Here is a 21,223-nt window from a genome sequence, read left to right as displayed (position 1 = left end):
GGTTAATCCGTTATTTTACCCTTTTCCACGGTGAACATCTTCGAATTTTTGTCCGACATGTCCATTACGTGCTCAGCGCTTATTGCGCTGACGAAAACCTGCGACTGCGTGGCTTTTAAGCGGCTGGCAAGCAGCCCGCGCCGCGCGTCATCAAGTTCCGAGGCAAAATCATCTATCAGATACAGACAGCGTCTCCCGCTTTCGCGGGTTAAAAACTCGCCCTGTGCCAGCCGTAGCGCGCACATCAGGAGCTTGAGCTGTCCGCGTGACAAGGTATCTTCGACCGGCGCACCATCGGCACGTATGCGGAAATCCGCTTTGTGCGGGCCGTGGGCGGTATAGGTCAGCATGCGGTCACGCTCGAAGTTTCTCTCCAGTACCTCAGCGTAATCCGTTTCTTTTTCCCAGCCGCGCTGGAAGGAAAAGGTCAGAGAGAATTCAGGTAAAAACTGCTTACAGGTATCCGCCATGTCTTCGACGATAGCGGCGCTGTAGTCGGCACGCCAGCGGCTAATCTGCTCCGCCAGCGGGATCAGCTCCAGATCCCAGGGCCGAATTTGCGCATAGCGGCTAACCTGACGCAGCGCGGCGTTGCGCTGCTTCAGCAGGCGCTTCAGGTTGCTCCAGGCGGTAAAAAACCCGGTTTCATTGTGAAAGCATCCCCAGTCAAGGAAGGCTCTTCTGTATTTGGGGCCGCCGTTGAGCAAAGTAAACCCTTCCGGCGTAATCAGCTGCATCGGCATTAAATGCGCCAGCTCGGCCACTTTGTGACCATCGGTGCCGTCGATCCGCACCTTACTGTCGCCGAGCTTGTCTTTAGTCAGCCCGATGGCGACTTCACGCTCGCCATCCTGTAAGCGCCCGTGCAGGATAAATGACTCCTGCTCATGGCGGATGACGCGACCAATTTGCAAACTGCGAAACGCCCGACCGTGACCAAGCGTATAAATGGCTTCGAGCACGCTGGTTTTGCCGCTGCCGTTGGCGCCAACCAGAAAGTTAAAGCCGGGAGATAAGGCAAGATCCGCATTTTCGATATTGCGGAAGTCTTTGATGAGTAATCGGGATAGCGACATATCAACTCATAGCCAGGGCGTTATCGTCGCAGCCAGTTTCAACGCGGACTGCGCACAGACCCTGGAGCGTACACGAAGTACGTGACAGGGGCGAGCACAGCCCAGGTTGAAAATGGCAAGTAAGATAGCCCGATATTCTTTACAAGCGCATAGGCATGACAACGTAGGCTGCCGATTGCGACGCCGCATCCTCAATCTGCACGCTCGACACCGAATCGGTCAGTAAAATACGCACGTTTTCGCACTTCAGCGCATTCAGCACGTCCAGTACGTAGCTGACGTTAAAGCCAATTTCCATCTCGCTGCCGGAATACGAAACGTCGAGGATCTCTTCCGCTTCTTCCTGTTCCGGGTTATTGGCGGTGATTTTCAGCTGATTTTCGCTCACGTAAAGGCGCACGCCGCGGAACTTCTCGTTTGAGAGAATTGCCGCCCGGGCAAACGCCTGCTTGAGGATATCGCAGCCGGCATCCAGATGCTTATCCGGATTCTTCGGCAGCACGCGGCGGTAGTCAGGGAAACGACCGTCAACCAGCTTCGATGTAAAGATGAAGTCACCGACGTGGGCGCGGATGTTGTTGCTGCCAATCTGCACGCGCAGCGGCGTATCGCCACCGTCGAGCATGCGCATCAGCTCAATCACCCCTTTACGCGGCACGATCACCGAATGGTTAGGCAGCGATTCACCCAGCGGCATAGAGCAGACCGCCAGGCGGTGCCCGTCGGTTGCGACGGTGCGCAGCTCGTCGCCTTCGGTCTCAAACAGCATACCGTTTAAGTAATAGCGGACGTCCTGGTGCGCCATTGAAAACTGGGTGGCTTCAATCAGGCGCTTCATCGTCGCCTGCGGCAGCGTGAATTCAACTTCGCTCTGCCAGTCGTCGAGATTAGGGAAATCAGCGGCAGGAAGCGTCGACAGCGAGAAGCGGCTGCGCCCGGAGCGCACCAGCATCCGATCGCCTTCCAGCTGAACGGCGATCTCCGCCCCTTCAGGGAGGCCACGGCAGATATCAAAGAATTTACGTGCCGGAACCGTCGTTGCGCCCGTTTCATGCGGTTGCATCAGCGCAACGCGCGCCACCATTTCCATTTCCAGGTCCGTACCGGTGAGCGACAGCGCGCCTTCCGAGACCTGAAGCAGCAGGTTACCGAGAATGGGCAGCGTCGGACGACCACCTAACGGGCCGCTTACCTGTTGCAGAGGTTTTAATAAATGTTCACGTTCTACGGTAAATTTCATAGCGTCACGAGGATAATGTTCTGATTAAATTGGAAAAATCTTCTTTGATATCGTGGCTTTCTTCACGCAGCTGCTCAATCTTACGGCAGGCGTGCAGCACGGTGGTATGGTCACGGCCGCCGAACGCGTCGCCAATTTCCGGCAAACTGTGGTTCGTCAGCTCTTTAGCCAGCGCCATCGCCATCTGACGAGGACGCGCCACCGAGCGGGAGCGGCGCTTGGAGAGCAGATCCGCCACCTTAATTTTATAGTACTCCGCCACCGTCTTCTGAATATTGTCGATGGTGACCAGCTTTTCCTGCAGCGCCAGCAGATCGCGCAGCGCTTCGCGCACGAAATCGATGGTGATCGCCCGGCCGGTAAAGTTGGCGTTAGCGATAACGCGGTTCAGCGCCCCTTCCAGCTCACGTACGTTGGAACGTAAACGCTTGGCAATAAAGAAGGCGACTTCACCCGGCAGACGAATGTCGTTTTCGTCCGCTTTTTTCATCAGGATCGCCACGCGGGTTTCCAGCTCAGGCGGCTCGATCGCCACCGTCAGCCCCCAGCCGAAGCGTGATTTCAGACGATCCTCAACGCCGTTGATCTCTTTCGGATAGCGATCCGAAGTGAGAATGATCTGCTGATTACCTTCCAGCAGGGCGTTGAAGGTGTGGAAAAACTCTTCCTGCGAGCGCTCTTTATTAGCAAAGAACTGAATATCATCGATCAGCAGGGCATCTACGGAGCGGTAGTAGCGCTTAAATTCTTCGATCGCGTTGTTCTGCAAGGCTTTAACCATGTCCTGAACAAAGCGCTCGGAGTGCATATAGACCACTTTGGCGTTCGGCTTGCGCGCAACGATGCCGTTACCGACCGCGTGCAAAAGGTGGGTTTTACCCAAACCGGTGCCGCCATAAAGGAATAACGGGTTGTAGGCACCGCCCGGGTTATCCGCAACCTGGCGCGCCGCCGCGCGGGCCAGCTGGTTAGACTTACCTTCGACAAAGTTATCAAAGGTATGCTTGACGTTGACGTTAGAGCGGTAGGTCGGTTCCGCCGGCGCCGGGACGTTATCCCAGCCTGGGCGGACGATCGTCGGCGCCACGCGCGCCATCTGAACCTGCGCGGCCGGTGCGGCTGTCGCGACGTTATTTACCGCGCCGCGCTGCGGCTGTACCGCCGGTTTAGTGCCGACTTCAAAGCGCAGCTGTGGGGCATCAGCACCGCAAAAATCATTGAGGAGTCCATTGATATTATTGAGGTATTTATCCCTTACCCAATCGAGCACAAAACGGTTTGGCGCATACAGTGCCAGCGTGTTATCGCTCAGTTCCGCCTGCAACGGGCGTATCCACATACTAAATTCTGTGGCTGGTAACTCATCCTGCAATCGGGCAAGACACTGCTGCCAAAGCGAAAGTGACACGGCGGACTCCACTCGAACATAAAATCGATATAAAGAAAAAAAGAAACAATCGTGATTGTTGGCACACGTCGACCAGACCCTGCATAAGCCGAAAAGCCCCTGCACAAAAGGGGTGACGTGCGAACCGCTATCTGCGGTTTTTGTCCGATGCGGATCCGGGGATCGCGATCGGGACCGGGGATCATAGCCTAAACTGAAAAAGATATCTTGTGTTTCTCAACAGATTCTTCCCGTTTTATCCACAGGAAGGATCGAAGCCGGGTAAGTGTAATCGATCCTGGGAAGGGTGGGACACGATTTCGCCCGCATATTGGAAAAATTAATGAGCTATGCCGGTTTTGGGCCTAAACGATCTAACAAAGATCCCCTGCGATCCTTGCGCTTTACCCGTCAGGCCGTATAATCCTCCACCCGGTGCGTAATGCCCGTTTTCCGCAGCCTGTCTCAGCTCATTTTTTGTGCGACAAGGTGTGAGAAATAAGGAAAGAGAATTGACTCCGGAGTGTACAATTATTACAATCCGGCCTCTTTAATCACCATCGCTGAGGCGTTAGTCGTTCGAAGTTCGTTCGGGTATACGCAAAAGTCAGTGAAATAATTCAAGTTTAGGTAGAAACCGCCATGAAACGCACTTTTCAACCGTCTGTACTGAAGCGCAACCGTTCTCACGGCTTCCGTGCACGTATGGCTACTAAAAATGGTCGTCAGGTTCTGGCACGTCGTCGTGCTAAAAGCCGTTCCCGTCTGACCGTTTCCAAGTAATAAAGCTAACCCTGCGTGGTTAAGCTAGCATTTCCCAGGGAGTTACGTTTGTTAACTCCCAGTCATTTCACTTTCGTCTTCCAGCAGCCACAACGGGCTGGCACGCCGCAAATCACCATCCTCGGCCGCCTGAATTCGCTGGGGCATCCCCGCATCGGTCTTACTGTCGCCAAGAAAAACGTTAAACGCGCGCATGAACGCAATCGGATTAAACGTCTGACGCGTGAAAGCTTCCGTTTACGTCAGCATGAACTCCCGCCAATGGATTTCGTGGTGGTGGCAAAGAAAGGGGTTGCCGAACTCGATAACCGTGCTCTCTCGGAAGCGTTGGAAAAATTATGGCGCCGCCATTGTCGCCTGGCTCCCGGGTCCTGATAGGCCTTATACGGGTCTATCAGCGCCTGATTAGTCCGCTACTCGGGCCGCATTGTCGTTTCACTCCAACCTGCTCAAGCTACGGAATTGAGGCATTGCGCAGGTTTGGGGTGGTAAAAGGCAGTTGGTTGACAGTGAAACGCGTATTAAAATGCCACCCTTTACACCCTGGTGGTGACGATCCCGTCCCGCCTGGACCATTTGATACCAGAGAACACTAACGATGGATTCGCAACGCAATCTTCTTATCATCGCTTTGTTGTTCGTGTCTTTCATGATCTGGCAAGCCTGGGAGCAGGATAACAATCCGCAAGCCCAGCAGCAGCAGACCACGCAGACAACGACCACAGCAGCGGGTAGCGCCGCCGACCAGGGCGTACCGGCCAGTGGCCAGGGGAAACTGATTACGGTTAAAACAGACGTGCTTGATCTGACCATCAACACCCGCGGTGGTGATGTTGAGCAGGCGCTGCTTCCGGCTTACCCGAAAGCACTTAAGTCTACCGAACCGTTCCAGCTACTGGAGACCACTCCGCAGTTTATCTATCAGGCTCAGAGCGGTTTAACCGGTCGTGATGGCCCGGATAACCCGGCGAATGGCTCTCGTCCGCTGTATAACGTCGATAAAGATGCGTTTGTGCTGGCCGATGGCCAGAACGAAATCGTCATTCCGCTGACGTACACCGACAAAGCCGGCAACGTATTCACCAAAACGTTCACCCTGAAACGTGGTGAGTATGCGGTGAACGTAGGCTACAACGTACAGAACGTCGGCGAAAAACCGTTGGAGATCTCCACCTTCGGTCAGTTGAAACAGTCTGCTAACCTGCCAACCGCACGCGATACGCAAACCGGTGGCCTGTCTACGATGCACACCTTCCGCGGTGCCGCGTATTCAACCGCAGATACGAAGTACGAAAAATACAAATTCGATACCATCGTCGATAACGAAAACCTGAACGTCAGCACCAAAGACGGTTGGGTTGCCATGCTGCAGCAGTACTTTACTACCGCATGGGTTCCGCAGAATAGCGGCACCAACAGCTTCTACACCGCTAACCTCGGTAACGGTATCGTCGCTATTGGCTACAAATCTCAGCCGGTTCTGGTACAGCCAGGTCAGGTTGATAAGCTGGAAAGCGTGCTGTGGGTCGGCCCGGCAATTCAGGACAAAATGGCTGCCGTTGCGCCGCACCTGGATCTGACCGTTGACTACGGCTGGCTGTGGTTTATTTCTCAGCCGCTGTTCAAGCTGCTGAAATGGATCCATAGCTTCCTCGGCAACTGGGGCTTCTCGATCATCGTTATTACCTTTATCGTTCGTGGCATCATGTACCCGCTGACCAAAGCGCAGTACACCTCCATGGCGAAGATGCGTATGCTGCAGCCGAAAATTCAGGCAATGCGTGAGCGTCTGGGCGATGATAAACAGCGTCAAAGCCAGGAAATGATGGCCCTGTATAAAGCGGAGAAGGTTAACCCGCTGGGCGGCTGCTTCCCGCTGATTATCCAGATGCCAATCTTCCTTGCGCTGTACTACATGCTGAGCGCCTCGGTTGAACTGCGTCATGCGCCGTTTATCCTGTGGATCCACGACCTGTCTGCACAAGACCCGTACTACATCCTGCCGATCATCATGGGCGCAACGATGTTCTTCATTCAGAAGATGTCGCCGACGACCGTGACCGACCCGATGCAGCAGAAGATCATGACCTTTATGCCGGTCATCTTCACGGTGTTCTTCCTGTGGTTCCCGTCTGGTCTGGTGGTTTACTACATCGTCAGCAACCTGGTCACCATTATCCAGCAGCAGCTGATTTACCGTGGTCTGGAGAAACGTGGCCTGCATAGCCGCGAGAAGAAAAAATCCTGATTATTTTCACTCTTCAAGCCGCAGATGCGTTGGCTTCGTTAGTTCGCCCCGGTCGCTGACATCAGTCAGCTTTCGGGGCCTCGCTAGCCAGCCGTCTTTCTGTAACTTGAATGAGTGAGAGTATCTACGGTAGAGTTAATGCCAGAGAAGGCGGTCAATAGACCGCCTTTTTTACATTTACATAGAGAGTCATCATGAGCCATAACGACACTATCGTCGCCCAGGCAACCCCACCGGGACGCGGTGGTGTGGGCATTCTGCGCATCTCTGGCCTGAAGGCGCGCGAGGTTGCAGAGGCGGTCCTCGGCAAGCTGCCAAAGCCGCGCTATGCCGACTACCTGCCGTTCAAGGACGTTAACGGAACGGCGCTGGATCAGGGCATCGCCCTGTGGTTCCCGGGGCCAAACTCCTTTACCGGCGAAGACGTCCTCGAGCTGCAGGGGCACGGCGGCCCGGTCATTCTCGATCTGCTGCTCAAACGCATTCTGACGCTTCCGGGCCTGCGCATTGCTAACCCGGGAGAGTTCTCCGAACGCGCGTTTCTCAACGATAAGCTCGACCTGGCTCAGGCCGAGGCGATTGCTGACCTGATTGACGCCAGCTCCGAGCAGGCGGCGCGTTCGGCGCTGAACTCGCTGCAGGGCGCCTTCTCCGCGCGCGTTAACCACCTGGTGGAAGCGCTGACGCACCTGCGTATCTACGTCGAAGCGGCCATCGACTTCCCGGATGAGGAAATTGATTTTCTCTCCGACGGCAAAATAGAGGCCCAGCTTAACGACGTGATGGCCGATCTCGACGCGGTTCGCGCCGAGGCCCGTCAGGGCAGCCTGCTGCGTGAAGGAATGAAGGTGGTGATTGCCGGGCGCCCTAACGCCGGGAAATCGAGCCTGCTGAACGCGCTGGCCGGGCGTGAAGCCGCTATTGTGACGGATATTGCCGGCACCACCCGCGACGTGCTCCGCGAGCATATCCACATCGACGGCATGCCGCTGCACATCATCGATACGGCCGGTCTGCGCGACGCCAACGATGAGGTTGAACGCATCGGTATCGAGCGCGCGTGGCAGGAAATCGCCCAGGCCGACCGGGTGCTGTTTATGGTGGATGGCACCACTACCGACGCCGTCGACCCCGCGGAGATCTGGCCGGACTTTATCGAACGCCTGCCGGCAAAGCTGCCGATTACCGTGGTGCGCAATAAAGCCGACGTCACCGGCGAAACGCTGGGCCTGAGTGAAGTAAATGGTCACTCGCTTATTCGCCTGTCGGCGCGTACCGGTGAGGGCGTTGAGGCGCTGCGCAATCATCTTAAGCAGAGCATGGGCTTCGAGACTAACATGGAGGGCGGCTTCCTCGCCCGCCGTCGCCACCTGCAGGCGCTGGAAGCAGCGGCTAACCATCTGCAGCAGGGTAAGGCCCAGCTGCTTGGCGCATGGGCCGGCGAGCTGCTGGCTGAAGAGCTGCGGCTCTCACAGCAGGCCTTAAGCGAAATTACCGGCGAATTTACCTCTGACGATCTGCTGGGGCGCATTTTCTCCAGCTTCTGTATTGGTAAGTAACCGCGACTCGCGTAGTCCGTAAACGTTCACTAACCCGCATTAACCGGCTGTTGATGCGGGTTTTTACTTTTTAAGCCCCCCGTTTTTCCTCCCAGGAAATCATTGTTGTCCAAATGGCAACTCGTACTGGCAGGCATTCACCATTACTCTGTACGGCACTATTATCGCGAGGGGTTCTATGGCACGCTTTCTGATCTGTGGTTTTGCGCTGGTTTTGCTCTATCCATCCGGCATTGATATGTATTTGGTTGGTCTGCCGAAAATTGCGCAGGATCTGGGGGCCAGCGAGGCGCAGCTGCATATTGCCTTCTCGGTCTACCTGGCGGGTATGGCCACCGCGATGCTCTTTGCCGGACGCATTGCCGACAGGTCCGGACGCAAGCCGGTCGCTATATTTGGCGCCTTTATCTTTATTCTGGCCTCCCTGCTGTGCTCGCTGGCGCATACCAGCACCCTTTTCCTGATCGGACGCTTTATTCAGGGCATCGGCGCCGGCAGCTGCTACGTGGTGGCTTTTGCGGTGCTGCGCGATACCCTCGACGACCGGCGGCGAGCCAAGGTGCTGTCGCTCCTCAACGGCATTACCTGCATTATCCCGGTGCTGGCACCGGTGCTGGGCCATCTGATTATGCTTAAGTATCCGTGGCAAAGCCTGTTTTACACCATGACCGGCATGGGCGTGATGGTCGGCCTGCTGTCGATCTTCGTGCTGCGGGAAACGCGTCCAACCGCGCTGCCAAACGAGGCGGATCGGCAACCCGCCGGCTCCGAATCGCTGCTGAACCGCTTTTTCCTCAGCCGGGTGATCATCACCACCCTTAGCGTCACCGCCATCCTCACCTATGTGAACGTTTCGCCGGTGCTGATGATGGAGGAGATGGGCTTCGACCGCGGAAAATACTCGATGGCGATGGCGCTGATGGCGCTGATCAGCATGGCCGTCTCGTTCTCCACGCCCTTTGCGCTCACCCTGTTTAAGCCGCGCACCCTGATGTTGACCTCGCAGGTGATGTTCTTTATTGCCGGGGTGCTGCTCAGCCTCGCCACCAGCCAAACGGTGACCATGCTGGGGCTGGCGCTGATTTGCGCGGGCTTCTCCGTTGGCTTCGGCGTGGCAATGAGCCAGGCGCTGGGGCCGTTTACCCTGCGCGCCGGCGTCGCCAGCTCCGCGCTGGGTATCGCTCAGGTCTGCGGCTCTTCGCTGTGGATTTGGCTGGCCGCCGTCGTAGGCTTAAGCGCAATGAATATGCTGATCGGGATCCTCATTGGCTGTAGCATAGTCAGCATTGTGCTGATTGTGGCCGCTGCCCCCGCACGGGCCGCGCAAAATTATGAAGAAACCCCTGTCGAGTCTCGATCTTAATTTATTACTCTGCCTGCAGCTCTTAACTCAGGAGCTCAGCGTCACCCGCACGGCGAAACGGATGAACGTTTCGCCGTCGGCGGTGAGCAAGTCGCTGGCCAAACTCCGCGCCTGGTTCGACGATCCGCTATTCGTTAAGACGCCTCTCGGCCTGACGCCAACTCCGCTGATGACCAGCATGGAGCAGGATCTGGCGGACTGGATGCAGATGGGCAACCAGATCCTCGATAAGCCGCATCACGCCACGCCCAGCGGCCTGAAGTTCGAGCTGGCGGCGGAAATGCCGCTGATGATGATCCTCTTTGATACCCTTGCCCGGCAGATCTACCAGCGCTATCCCCAGGCGCTGATCCGCCTACGCGGCTGGGACTATGACTCGCTGGACGCCATTATTCGCGGCGAGGTTGATATTGGATTTTGCGGGCGGGAAACGCACCCGCGCTCACGGGAGCAGCTGAGCCAGCTGCCGTGGTATATCGATTTCGAGGTGCTGTTTACCGACCTGCCGCAGGTGTGGCTGCGCGCGGATCATCCGGCCCTCAGCGAAGAGTGGAATCTGGAGACATTTTTACGCTATCCGCATATCAATATCAGCTGGGAGCAAATCGATACCTGGGCGCTGGACGACGTTTTGCAGGATTTGGGTCACAAGCGCACCGTCGCCCTGACCCTGCCGGGCTTTGAGCAATCGCTGTTTATGGCCGCCCAGCCGGATCACCACATGCTGGCGACGGCGCCGCGCTACTGCCACCACTATAACCGACAGCACCAGCTGCCGCTGGTGTCGCGCCCCCTCCCTCTGGAGCCCCAGCTGCTGGAAAAAATCCGGGTGCCGTTCGTCCTGCTGTGGCATAAGCGCAACAGCTACAACCCCAAAATCGTCTGGCTCAGGGAAGCCCTGAAACGACTCTATACGGACCCGCTATAGCGGCGTTAAACGTATCACCCTCTCTTTGTTACGCAAGAATTTGTAAAATTCACATAATCCCCCTTTTCAAGGGATGATTTCCGCATTAAAACCTATCAATTCCAGGCGATAATGTAATTCTCAATTTTTATCTCTGACCATTAATCACGGAGCGACGAATGGCAACGCATTTTGCAAGAGGGATACTGAGCGCAAGGGAGCCGCTATCAACGCGCCTGTCGGCGGCCTGTCATCAAACCGCACGACGTTTGCCGGAGTACCGACAAACCCGCTACTGCGCGTCGCGGTCGCTGCTCGCAGAGCTGCTGTTTATGCTGTACGGCATTAGCGAGCTTCCCGAAATCATCAGAGAAGCCGACGGCAGGCCGGTCTTTCGCGACCGCCACCTTCCCCGCTTTTCCATTTCATATGCCGGAAATATCGTTGGCGTCACGCTGACAACGGAAGGCGACTGCGGCCTGGACATGGAACTGCAGCACGCTTCTCGCGGCGTGCATCCGCTGCACGACGCCAATCGGTATGTTTTCAACAGCAACGAAAATCTCTGGATTAACAACCAGCACGATCCTGATGAAGCTCGCGCCCAGCTGGTCGCGCTGCGCCGCAGCGTCCTCAAGCTCACCGGCGAAGCGCCCGTGCGCCTGCAGCTGCTGCCAGGCGCAGGTCGGCTGCGTACCGCCAACATGCAGCCCATAGAGGCGCTCTGCGACGCCGAGTCGGTGCTGGTCTGGTCCATTGCCGCTACGCCGGGTATCGGCCAGCTTAAAGTCTGGGAATACGCGGGTAGCGACGGCTGGCGAACCCTGCCGGATGCCCAGACGCGCGCGAAAGAGCCCTCAGCCCGCCTGATGCGCTTCACCAGCCTGCCGGTGGAAAAAGCACTCTCCCTCAACTGACCGGTTTGGCCGGCCATCATGATGCAAAGGAGCAATCATGTCTGATACGTTGAAAGTTGTTACGTTACTCGGAAGTCTGCGCAAAGAGTCGTTTAATGGCATGGTTGCACGCACCCTGCCGGGCATCGCGCCTGCGGGGATGGCGATCTCCGCGCTGCCGTCGATTGGCGACATTCCGCTATACGATGCGGATGTTCAGCAGGAAGAGGGATTCCCGCAAAGCGTGCAGGAGATTGCGCGCCAGATTCGCGAAGCGGATGGGGTGGTCATCGTGACGCCGGAGTATAACTACTCGGTTCCCGGCGGCCTGAAAAATGCGATTGACTGGCTGTCTCGCCTGCCTGAACAGCCGCTCTCAGGGAAGCCGGTACTGATCCAAACCAGCTCGATGGGCGCTATCGGCGGCGCGCGCTGCCAGTATCACCTGCGGCAGATTCTGGTGTTCCTCGACGCGATGGTGATGAACAAGCCTGAGTTTATGGGTGGGGTTATTCAGAACAAGGTCGATCCGCAGTCGGGAGAAGTGGTCGATCAGAGCACGCTCGATCATCTCAGCGGACAGCTGAGCGCCTTTGGCGACTATATTCAGCGCGTTAAAGCCTAGGTGATAACCCTCTCCCTGTTGGGAGAGGGTTGAGTGCGGGCAAATCAGTGGGCGTCGATAAACACAATTTTCAGCACGAACAGCAGTGATACGATAATCACGCACGGGCTGAGGTCGCGCAGGCGGCCGGTGCCAATCTTCATCACGCAGTAGGAGATAAAGCCCAGGGCGATACCTTCGGTGATGGAGAAGCTAAACGGCATCATCACCGCGGTAATGAACGCCGGTACCGCTTCCGTCAGATCGTCCCACTTCACGCGCGACAGGCTGGAGGTCATCAGCACGCCAACGTAGATTAACGCACCGGCGGCAGCGTAGGCTGGCACCATTCCCGCCAGCGGCGACAGGAAAATCACCAGCAGGAACAGAATACCGACAACTACCGCCGTCAGGCCGGTACGTCCGCCGACGGAGACGCCGGAGGAGGATTCGATATAGGCCGTGACCGACGAGGTGCCGATAAAGGAGCCCGCTACGGAAGAGACGCTGTCCACGAACAGCGCCTGCTTCATGCGCGGGAATTTACCTTTCTCATCGGCAAGACCGGCTTTATCCGTCACCCCAATCAGGGTACCGGAGGAGTCAAACAGGTTGACCAGCATAAAGGAGAAGATAACGCCGGCCAGGCCAAGATTAAACGAACCGGCTAAATCAACATGACCGACAACCGTCATCACGCTCGGCGGCGCAGAAACAATGCCGGTGTAGTGAACATCGCCCAGCATCCAACCCAGCAGCGTTGTCACCACGATAGAAACCAGGACCGCCGCGTGGATGTTACGCGACGCCAGAATGGCGATGATGAAGAAGCCAAGGATCCCCAGCAGCACGCTGTGGGAGGTCAGGTTACCGATGCTGACCAGCGTGTCTTTGTTGGCAACGATCACTCCCGCATTTTTCAGCCCCATCATACCGATGAACAGGCCGATACCGCTGGTGATGCCCACCCGCAGACTCATCGGAATATTGGCGATCATCCAGTAGCGTACGCGGAAAATCGTCAGCAGCAGCAGGCCGACGGCGCCCCAGAAAATGGCCCCCATCCCCACCTGCCACGGCAGGCCCATTGCCTGAACCACCACAAAGGCAAAGAAGGCGTTAAGGCCCATTGCCGGCGCCAGGGCGACGGGCAGGTTAGCAAACAGCCCCATCATAATACTGCCGAATGCCGCGATCAGGCAGGTCGTCACAAACACAGCGCTGGTATCCATACCCGCCACGCCGAGAATCTGTGGGTTAACGAAAACAATGTAGACCATCGTCAGGAAGGTGGTGAAACCTGCGATCGCTTCGGTGCGTGCCGTCGTGCCATGTTCACGCAGCTTGAACACGCGCTCCAGCAGACCCTGGCCAGAAGACTGGCTGGTTTGTTGTTGACTCATTATCGGTTTCCGAACAAAGGAGGGAAAATTCGAGGCTATCCTATACCAAAATGCGACACCTGGTGCAGTTGTGTGTTAATTTTTTTTCATTGCTTTTGCTTATACGGCAACGATTGCGTCCCGCAAATCTGCATTACGAAAACGTTAAACTTGTTAAAATGGAAACAGCATGTCCCCAATAGAAGCCCTGTTTTTCGACTGTGACGGCACGCTGGTCGACAGCGAAGTGATCTGTTCCCGCGCCTATGTTCACATGTTCAAAGAGTTCGGCATTACGCTGGATTTAGAAGAGATCTTTAAGCGCTTCAAAGGCGTAAAGCTCTACGAAATCATCGATACCATCAACGAGGAGTACGGCGTTAGCCTGCAAAAGGCGACGCTTGAACCGGTCTATCGTGACGAGGTGGCGCGCCTGTTTGACTCAGAGCTGGAGGCTATCGCCGGCGCTGAAGCGCTGCTGGACGCGGTGACCGTTCCCCAGTGTGTGGTCTCGAACGGCCCGGTCAGCAAAATGCAGCACTCGCTCGGCAGAACCGGCATGCTGCACCATTTCCCCGACAGGCTGTACAGCGGCTACGATATTCAGCGCTGGAAGCCCGATCCGGCGCTAATGTTCCACGCGGCGAAGGCGATGAACGTTAACGTCGAAAACTGCATTCTGGTGGATGACTCCAGCGCCGGGGCCCGGTCGGGAATTGCTGCCGGAATGGAGGTGTTCTACTTCTGCGCCGATCCGCACAATCCGCCGATCGAGCATCCGAAAGTGACGATGTTTACCGATTTAGCGCAGCTTCCGGCGCTGTGGAAAGCGCGGGGCTGGGAAGTTACCCGTTAAGCTCCCGGCGTCGCTGCGCTCGGCCGGGCCAGGGTTTCGCGAGATCCCGTTACCCCGGCCAGCGTCGCGCGGCCGGGGAGCGGTGGTTACTCTTTCGGATCTTTACCCGCCAGCAGCTTATCCAGCTCATCGCCACCAACGTGGCGGAAGTCCTGGCCTTTGACGAAGTAGAAGATATATTCGCAGATGTTCTGGCAGCGGTCGCCGATGCGCTCAATCGAGCGGGCGCAGAACAGGGCGGTCAGCACGCTCGGAATCGTACGTGAATCTTCCATCATATAGGTCATCAGCTGACGCACGATGCCTTCATACTCCTGATCCACTTTCTTATCTTCACGATAGATACGCACGGCTTCGTCCAGATCCATTCGCGCAAAGGCGTCGAGCACATCGTGCAGCATCTGCACGGTGTGGCGGCCGAGCGACTCCAGGCTCACCAGCAGCGGCTGATGCTGCTGGGAGAACTTCTCCAGCGCCGTGCGGCAAATTTTATCCGCCACGTCGCCGATACGTTCCAGCTCGGCGATGGTTTTGATAATCGCCATGACTAGGCGCAGGTCGCTGGCGGTAGGCTGACGTTTGGCGATGATGCGCACGCAGGCTTCATCAATGGCCACTTCCATCATATTGACCTGCTTATCACCATCGATAACGCGCTTTGCCAGCTCGCTGTCCTGGTTATGCATCGCGGTGATCGCATCAGAAAGCTGCTGCTCCACCAGCCCGCCCATCGTCATGACCTGGGTGCGGATATACTCCAGTTCAGCGTTGAACTGGCCGGAAATATGTTTATTAAGATTTAGGTTATCCATCGTTCCTCCAGATGCCCAAAAGATTTCTGGCCATAGCGAGGCGGCAAGAGCGCAAATCCCCGGTCGCGTAGAGCGCTACGTAACCGGGATGAGCAAAGGCAGCCAGCGCGGGTACAGCCTGAAAGCTGAGGAGCATATCAACCGTAGCGGCCGGTAATGTAATCTTCAGTTTGCTTCTTAGCGGGCTTAGTAAACAGATCGTCCGTGTTGCTGAATTCAATCAGCTCGCCAAGATACATAAATGCCGTATGGTCAGAACAACGCGCAGCCTGCTGCATGTTGTGAGTAACGATAACGACGGTGTAATCCTGCTTCAGCTCGGTGATCAGCTCTTCAATGCGCCCGGTGGAAATCGGATCCAGCGCGGAGCACGGTTCGTCGAGCAACAGCACTTCCGGGCGAATAGCGATACCGCGCGCAATGCACAAACGCTGCTGCTGACCGCCGGAGAGAGAGTAGCCGCTCTGATGCAGCTTATCTTTGGTTTCGTTCCACAATGCGGCCTTGGTCAGCGCCCACTGCACGCGCTCGTCCATATCGGTGCGCGACAGCTTTTCAAACAGGCGAACGCCAAAGGCGATATTGTCATAAATCGACATCGGGAACGGCGTCGGTTTCTGGAAGACCATCCCGACCTTGGCACGCAGCAGGGCGATATCCTGAGTGTTGGTCAGAATATTATCGCCATCCAGCAAAATTTCGCCTTCCGCGCGCTGCTCCGGATAGAGTTCAAACATTTTGTTGAACGTCCGCAGCAGGGTCGACTTACCGCAGCCTGACGGACCGATAAACGCCGTAACCTGGTTTTTGGAAATATCCAGGTTGATGTTTTTCAGGGCATGGAATTTTCCGTAGTAGAAGTTCAGGTTACGAACTGAAAGCTTACCCGGGATAGTATTCACCATACTCATCAATCTCTTCCTCATTCAGCGCCGCGTTTCGCCGCGCTGCAAAAAATTAACCGTGTTTATTCTTCGCGAAAACCACGCGCGCCAGAACGTTCAGCAGCAGTACGCACAGGGTGATAATCAATACCCCGGCCCATGCCAGTTGCTGCCACTCCGCAAACGGACTCATGGCAAATTTGAAAATCGTTACCGGCAGGTTGGCGATCGGCTGCATCATGTCGGTACTCCAGAACTGGTTGGAGAGCGCGGTAAACAGCAGCGGCGCCGTTTCCCCGGCGATACGCGCGATAGCCAGCAGGATGCCCGTCATAATGCCGGAAACCGAGGCTTTCAGGGTGATCGCGGAAATCATTCGCCATTTCGGCGTACCCAGGGCGTAGGCCGCTTCACGCAGGCTGTCCGGCACCAGCTTCAGCATATTCTCGGTGGTACGAATCACGATAGGCACCTGCAGCAGCGCCAGCGCAATAACGCCCGCCCAGCCGGAGAAGTGCTGCATCTGTGCGACCACGATGGTGTAAACAAACAGACCCACCACGATAGACGGGGCGGAGAGCAGGATATCGTTAATAAAACGAATCACTTCCGCCAGCGCGGATTTACGACCATATTCCGCCAGATAAATCCCCGCCATGATGCCCAGCGGCGTGCCGAAGATCGTTGACCACAGGATCAGCAGGCCGCTGCCCGCGAGGGCGTTAGCCAGGCCGCCGCCAGCGGTGTTCGGTGGCGGGGTCATTTCGGTGAACAGCGCCAGGCTCATACCATCAATACCGCGGGTCACCGTGGCCATGAGGATCCAGATAAGCCAGAACAGACCGAATACCATCGTCCCCATTGAGAGAGCCAGCGCGATCCGGTTTTTCAGGCGCCGCTTAGCCTGCATTTTACGCCGGGACTCCGCCAGCTCGGCGGTGGTTTGTAGCTCAATCGTCGCCATTAGCGTGCTCCCTCATTCTTCGCCAGACGCATCACCATGAACTTAGATGCGGCCAGAACAATAAAGGTAATAACGAACAGAATCAGACCCAGCTCCATCAGCGCGGCAACGTGCAGGCCGGACTCGGCTTCGGCAAACTCATTCGCCAGCGCGGAGGTGATACTGTTGCCCGGCATATACAGCGAAACGCTATCCAGCTGGTAGGTGTTACCGATGATAAAGGTGACCGCCATGGTTTCCCCCAGCGCGCGCCCCAGACCGAGCATCACCCCGCCTATCACCCCGTTGCGGGTAAAGGGCAGCACAATGCGCCAGATAACCTCCCAGGTGGTGCAGCCGATACCGTAGGCCGACTCTTTCATCATCACCGGCGTCTGCTCGAACACATCACGCATAACGGCGGCGATATAGGGGATGATCATGATGGCCAGAATGACGCCGGCCGCCAGAATACCGATACCAAACGCCGGTCCCGCAAACAGGGCGCCGACGAAAGGAATAGTCGACATGATGTTGCCAACCGGCTCCTGGAAGTAGGTGGCAAACAGCGGAGCAAAGATAAACAGGCCCCACATGCCGTAAACGATACTCGGAATAGCCGCCAGCAGTTCGATCGCAATACCAAGAGGGCGCTTAAGCCAGGCGGGAGAGAGTTCGGTCAGGAACAGCGCAATGCCGAAGCTCACCGGAACGGCAATCAGCAGCGCGATAAATGAGGTAACCAGCGTACCGTAGATCGGAACCAGCGCCCCGAAGACTTCGTTCGGCGCATCCCACTCTTTAGTCCACAAAAAGGAAAAACCAAACTTTTGAATGCTTGGCCACGAAGAGATAATCAGGGAAACGATGATGCCGCCCAGCATCAATAGCACAATCAGCGCCGCCAGTTTGACCAGCACGCCGAAAATTATGTCACCCTTTTTCCCCGGAGGGTTGAATGCCGGCTTGGTTGCAGCCATAGGTTACTCTTTAAGTTCGGGTCCGAAAGGCCGCTATATTACTGACCTGTTAGACAAAGGTAATGCTATACCCAAAATAATTCGCGCCGCAGCAACGGAGCCTGCAGCGCGAAGTATAGCGAGTATTAGTACAGCGCTTTACCGCTGCTGTCCTTCACGTTGGTTTTCCATGCAGCGCGAACCTGCTCAACCACGTTTTCTGGCAGCGTTGCGTAATCCAGTGCGTTAGCTTCTTTACCGCCGTTTTTATACGCCCAGTCGAAGAACTTCAGCACTTCAGCCGTATGCTCAGGCTTGTTGGAAGCCTTGTGCACCAGAATAAAGGTGGTTGAGGTGATCGGCCATGCATTTTCACCTTTCTGGTTAGTCAGGTCCTGAGCAAAGGACTTGCTCCAGTCAATACCTTTCGCGGCGTTCGCGAAGTTATCTTCCGTTGGGCTAACCGGCTTGCCGTCGGCAGACACCAGCTTGGTGTAGGCGAGGTTGTTTTGTTTCGCATAGGCGTACTCAACGTAGCCAATAGAACCCGGCAGACGCTGAACGAAAGCGGCGATACCGTCGTTACCTTTACCGCCCAGACCGGTCGGCCAGTTAACGGTAGAGCCCGCGCCGATTTTAGATTTCCACTCTTCGTTCACTTTCGCCAGGTAGCTGGTGAAGACGAAGGAGGTACCGGAGCCATCAGCACGACGAACCACGGCAATATTCTGTGCCGGCAGCTTCTTGCCTGGGTTGAGTTTGGCAATCGCTTCGTCATCCCACTTCTTAATTTTGCCCAGGTAGATGTCACCCAGCGTTTTACCATCCAGCACCAGCTCGCCGGACTTCACGCCTGGCAGGTTAACGGCCAGCACCACGCCGCCGATAACGGTTGGGAACTGGAACAAACCTTCCTGAGCCAGCTTGTCGTCAGCCAGAGGAGCATCAGAAGCACCGAAATCAACGGTGTTGGCAATAATTTGTTTTACACCACCGGAAGAGCCGATGCCCTGGTAGTTCACTTTATTGCCGGTTTCTTTCTGATAAGTATCAGCCCATTTGGCATACACCGGCGCAGGGAAAGTTGCGCCTGCGCCCGTCAGACTTGCTGCTGCAAATGCAGAAAAAGCGCTCATAGATAAGGTCGCGGCGACAACTGTTGCGACGGTGGTACGCATAACGTTCATAATGTCTCCTGCTGGATTCGTAAATCGTTGTTTCGAGGCTATGGTGAGCAAAATAGGACAAAGAGGTGACAGTAAAATGTACGATTTATTACAGTTTTATGACAGACGGTTATACGCAGAATAATGGTAAATAAAATCATTTTTAATCAATCTGTTAAGCATAATAATGACGATAAGTTTACGGAAAAATTTTCTTTTTATGACAGCCTGATTTCGCGCTAAAGCGCGGCTGTTGTCATAAAAGAGTGCCGATGCGTTTTTTGATTTCGTGCGCAAAAAGCGGCCAGCGGAGCGACAAAAAAGGCCGCCATCCGGCAGCCCTTTGTGCTGATTTAACCGCCGCTCAAAGCGGGTCCGCGCGATACACCTGCCGGCCTTCGAACATCGTCCATAAAACGTTGGCATCCCGCAGTTCCTCAATGCTGACCTTCTCAAGGTTGCGGTCGAACAGCACCAGATCCGCGCTTTTTCCAACGCTAACAGACCCTATCTCCCGCTCGCGGCCAATCACTTTCGCCGCGTTTATGGTGTAGGCCTGCAGCATCGCCGCCCGGCTTATTTTTTCGCTGTCCGGTGGCAGCACGCCTGACTCAGCGGTGCGCGTAACCGCGGTGTAAATTGCCAGCAGCGGATTGGGGCTGGAGACCGGCCAGTCGCTGGCCCCGGCAATCAGCGCATGATGACGGTACAAATCTCCAGCCGGGTAAAGATGTTGCAATAACGACGGCGCCACTTTGCCCTCAAGCAGCGTGGTCGTTGCGCCATCGCTATCTTTCCCGGCCCACAGCAGCTGCATGGAGGCCGCGACGTTAAGCTGCTGAAAACGAGGAAGGCTTTGCGGGCTCACCACTTCAAGATGGGTGATGCTGTGCAGAACATTCATATTGCCATTCGCTTTGCGGGCGCAGGCCACCGCATCCAGCGACTCCTGCACCGCCCGGTCGCCTATAGCATGAAAATGCGCGATCAGGTTTTCAGCATCGGCTTTGCTAATAAGCTGGCAAAACTTCTCTTTATCCAGCGTTTCGCTGCCGCGATAGCCGGGACGATTAAGATACGGCTGGCTTAGCTTTGCACTCTGAGAGGGATACTCAATCACGCCATCCTGGAAGATTTTAATTCCCACCAGCTTAATGTCCGCAGCCTGCGAGAACTGCTCTCTGAGCGCGATGACATCATCAACGATCGCCGGCGAGGAGTTGATATTCACCAGCGCCAGCCCGCTGACATGCGCGGTTAATTTACCGGCTTTCGCCAGCGCGACGTACGCCGGGAGCAGCCCCAGGTTGCGGCGATCGGGGCTGGCGTTGAACGAAGGAGAGAGCGGGCGAATATTACTGAGCGGCTCCATCCACGCCGTGAGGCCAAAGCGGTTCATCACGTCCGCACCCGCCGTGATGGCGCGGGCGATTTTCTCGTCGTCGACGGGGGGAATGGCGCTCAGGACATGATCCCAGGCCCCTTCGGTAACGAAGCCGGATATTTTGCCGTCAGGCGTCAACACGGTACCTGCTTTAATGCCGGGAGCCGCTTTTTCAAGCGTCAGATCGTTTATTCCCGCCTTGCGCAACATGGCCTGATTAACCCAGCCGGTATGCGCGTCAGCGCCGCCAAGGGCGACCGGTGTATTTTTATACGCCGCTGAGTTAAATACGCTATCCAGCAGGCCGATATTATCCCAGTAGCTCAGAGGAACGTTGCTATAAAACTGCACCCCGTGAATATCGCGACGTGGATTATTCGCATTTTTCTCAACAAACGCCCTAATCGCAGCGGCATCTTTCATGCCGTCGGGAAACGCCACGGTGAGGGTCTGAAAACCGGCATCCGCCACGTGCGCATGGCTATCGATAAGCCCCGGCATCAGGTATTTTCCCTGCAAATCCATCCGCCTGGCGTTCTTTCCCAGCTGGTTAAGCACATCCGCATAGCGGCCTACAGCAACGATCTCTTTGCCGGCAATCCCAATGGCTTCCGGATGGGGATTGTGGGGATCGGCGCTATATATTTCACCGCCATAGATAATCGTTTTATCACTATCCTGAGCGGCGTAAGCCGGAAGCGCAGATATAGCCAGGGCGCACACCAGATAAAGCATCGAGCGTTTCATTATTAACTCCGTTGCGTTGCGAATAAA

General features: G+C 56.0%; 21 protein-coding genes. 11 read left to right on the top strand and 10 right to left on the bottom strand.

Annotation, left to right across the window (positions count from 1 at the left end; genetic code table 11):
* Positions 1-2: 2 nt before the first annotated feature.
* From recF to dnaA, 3 genes are all read right to left on the bottom strand, one after another.
* Positions 3-1,076, bottom strand: coding sequence for a DNA replication/repair protein RecF (recF, locus tag RTE01_RS21730; RefSeq protein WP_041143333.1), 1,074 nt, complete (start codon positions 1,074-1,076; stop codon positions 3-5).
* 139 nt (positions 1,077-1,215) lie between these two features.
* Positions 1,216-2,316: a DNA polymerase III subunit beta gene (dnaN, locus tag RTE01_RS21725; RefSeq protein ID WP_076947911.1), complete on the bottom strand. Its 1,101-nt coding sequence runs from the start codon at positions 2,314-2,316 to the stop codon at positions 1,216-1,218.
* Between the two features lie 4 nt (positions 2,317-2,320).
* Entirely contained in the window at positions 2,321-3,724 is a 1,404-nt protein-coding gene (gene dnaA / locus RTE01_RS21720) for a chromosomal replication initiator protein DnaA (RefSeq protein WP_141335353.1), read from the bottom strand.
* A gap of 322 nt (positions 3,725-4,046) precedes the next feature.
* Here dnaA and RTE01_RS26730 point away from each other — a divergent pair, with 322 nt between their 5' ends.
* From RTE01_RS26730 to RTE01_RS21675, 10 genes are all read left to right on the top strand, one after another.
* A complete protein-coding gene (locus tag RTE01_RS26730; protein WP_421673008.1) occupies positions 4,047-4,127 on the top strand; it encodes a hypothetical protein in 81 nt (26 codons plus the stop codon).
* A gap of 218 nt (positions 4,128-4,345) precedes the next feature.
* Entirely contained in the window at positions 4,346-4,486 is a 141-nt protein-coding gene (gene rpmH, locus RTE01_RS21715) for a 50S ribosomal protein L34 (protein ID WP_002220736.1), read from the top strand.
* Between the two features lie 15 nt (positions 4,487-4,501).
* Complete coding sequence (gene rnpA / locus RTE01_RS21710; protein WP_071844868.1) at positions 4,502-4,861, top strand: ribonuclease P protein component; 360 nt, start codon at positions 4,502-4,504, stop codon at positions 4,859-4,861.
* On the top strand, positions 4,825-5,082 hold the full coding sequence (gene yidD / locus RTE01_RS21705; protein WP_071844869.1) for a membrane protein insertion efficiency factor YidD: 258 nt from the start codon (positions 4,825-4,827) through the stop codon (positions 5,080-5,082). Before rnpA ends, yidD begins: the two co-directional genes overlap by 37 nt.
* Positions 5,083-5,084: 2 nt before the next feature.
* Entirely contained in the window at positions 5,085-6,734 is a 1,650-nt protein-coding gene (gene yidC / locus RTE01_RS21700; RefSeq protein ID WP_041143337.1) for a membrane protein insertase YidC, read from the top strand.
* Positions 6,735-6,928: 194 nt separating this feature from the next.
* A complete protein-coding gene (gene mnmE / locus RTE01_RS21695) occupies positions 6,929-8,293 on the top strand; it encodes a tRNA uridine-5-carboxymethylaminomethyl(34) synthesis GTPase MnmE (RefSeq protein ID WP_041143338.1) in 1,365 nt (454 codons plus the stop codon).
* Positions 8,294-8,471: 178 nt separating this feature from the next.
* Positions 8,472-9,656, top strand: coding sequence for an MFS transporter (locus RTE01_RS21690; RefSeq protein WP_115193868.1), 1,185 nt, complete (start codon positions 8,472-8,474; stop codon positions 9,654-9,656).
* Positions 9,625-10,584, top strand: a complete 960-nt coding sequence (yidZ, locus tag RTE01_RS21685) for an HTH-type transcriptional regulator YidZ (RefSeq protein WP_134528258.1) — start codon at positions 9,625-9,627, stop codon at positions 10,582-10,584. The genes RTE01_RS21690 and yidZ overlap by 32 nt, the downstream gene beginning before the upstream one ends.
* Positions 10,585-10,742: 158 nt before the next feature.
* Complete coding sequence (locus tag RTE01_RS21680; RefSeq protein WP_134528262.1) at positions 10,743-11,480, top strand: 4'-phosphopantetheinyl transferase family protein; 738 nt, start codon at positions 10,743-10,745, stop codon at positions 11,478-11,480.
* A 37-nt stretch (positions 11,481-11,517) separates the two neighbouring features.
* Positions 11,518-12,084: an NADPH-dependent FMN reductase gene (locus tag RTE01_RS21675; RefSeq protein WP_041143341.1), complete on the top strand. Its 567-nt coding sequence runs from the start codon at positions 11,518-11,520 to the stop codon at positions 12,082-12,084.
* A 44-nt stretch (positions 12,085-12,128) separates the two neighbouring features.
* On the opposite strand, the gene adeP is transcribed toward RTE01_RS21675, so the two are convergent.
* Complete coding sequence (gene adeP, locus RTE01_RS21670; protein ID WP_041143342.1) at positions 12,129-13,466, bottom strand: adenine permease AdeP; 1,338 nt, start codon at positions 13,464-13,466, stop codon at positions 12,129-12,131.
* A gap of 169 nt (positions 13,467-13,635) precedes the next feature.
* Between adeP and yieH the strand changes: the two genes are divergently transcribed.
* Positions 13,636-14,301, top strand: a complete 666-nt coding sequence (gene yieH, locus RTE01_RS21660; protein ID WP_134528265.1) for a 6-phosphogluconate phosphatase — start codon at positions 13,636-13,638, stop codon at positions 14,299-14,301.
* Positions 14,302-14,387: 86 nt separating this feature from the next.
* Here the strand turns inward: yieH and phoU are convergent, their stop codons facing one another.
* The 6 genes from phoU to RTE01_RS21630 all read right to left on the bottom strand — a co-directional run bounded on the left by phoU (position 14,388) and on the right by RTE01_RS21630 (position 21,196).
* The gene (gene phoU / locus RTE01_RS21655) at positions 14,388-15,113 is read right to left on the bottom strand and encodes a phosphate signaling complex protein PhoU (protein WP_004107251.1); all 726 of its coding nucleotides are present in this window, start codon (positions 15,111-15,113) and stop codon (positions 14,388-14,390) included.
* A gap of 137 nt (positions 15,114-15,250) precedes the next feature.
* A complete protein-coding gene (pstB, locus tag RTE01_RS21650; protein ID WP_041143344.1) occupies positions 15,251-16,024 on the bottom strand; it encodes a phosphate ABC transporter ATP-binding protein PstB in 774 nt (257 codons plus the stop codon).
* 46 nt (positions 16,025-16,070) lie between these two features.
* On the bottom strand, positions 16,071-16,961 hold the full coding sequence (gene pstA, locus RTE01_RS21645; RefSeq protein ID WP_041143345.1) for a phosphate ABC transporter permease PstA: 891 nt from the start codon (positions 16,959-16,961) through the stop codon (positions 16,071-16,073).
* Entirely contained in the window at positions 16,961-17,920 is a 960-nt protein-coding gene (gene pstC / locus RTE01_RS21640; protein ID WP_041143346.1) for a phosphate ABC transporter permease PstC, read from the bottom strand. The genes pstA and pstC overlap by 1 nt, the downstream gene beginning before the upstream one ends.
* 125 nt (positions 17,921-18,045) lie before the next feature.
* Entirely contained in the window at positions 18,046-19,086 is a 1,041-nt protein-coding gene (gene pstS / locus RTE01_RS21635; RefSeq protein ID WP_141335351.1) for a phosphate ABC transporter substrate-binding protein PstS, read from the bottom strand.
* A 343-nt stretch (positions 19,087-19,429) separates the two neighbouring features.
* Positions 19,430-21,196 (bottom strand): amidohydrolase, encoded by a 1,767-nt coding sequence (locus RTE01_RS21630; RefSeq protein WP_134528268.1) that lies wholly within the window; start codon positions 21,194-21,196, stop codon positions 19,430-19,432.
* Between the last annotated feature and the right edge of the window lie 27 nt (positions 21,197-21,223).

It is taken from the genome of Klebsiella terrigena, assembly GCF_006539725.1.
Lineage (GTDB): Bacteria > Pseudomonadota > Gammaproteobacteria > Enterobacterales > Enterobacteriaceae > Klebsiella > Klebsiella terrigena.
This window is presented reverse-complemented; position numbering and strand designations above follow the sequence as displayed.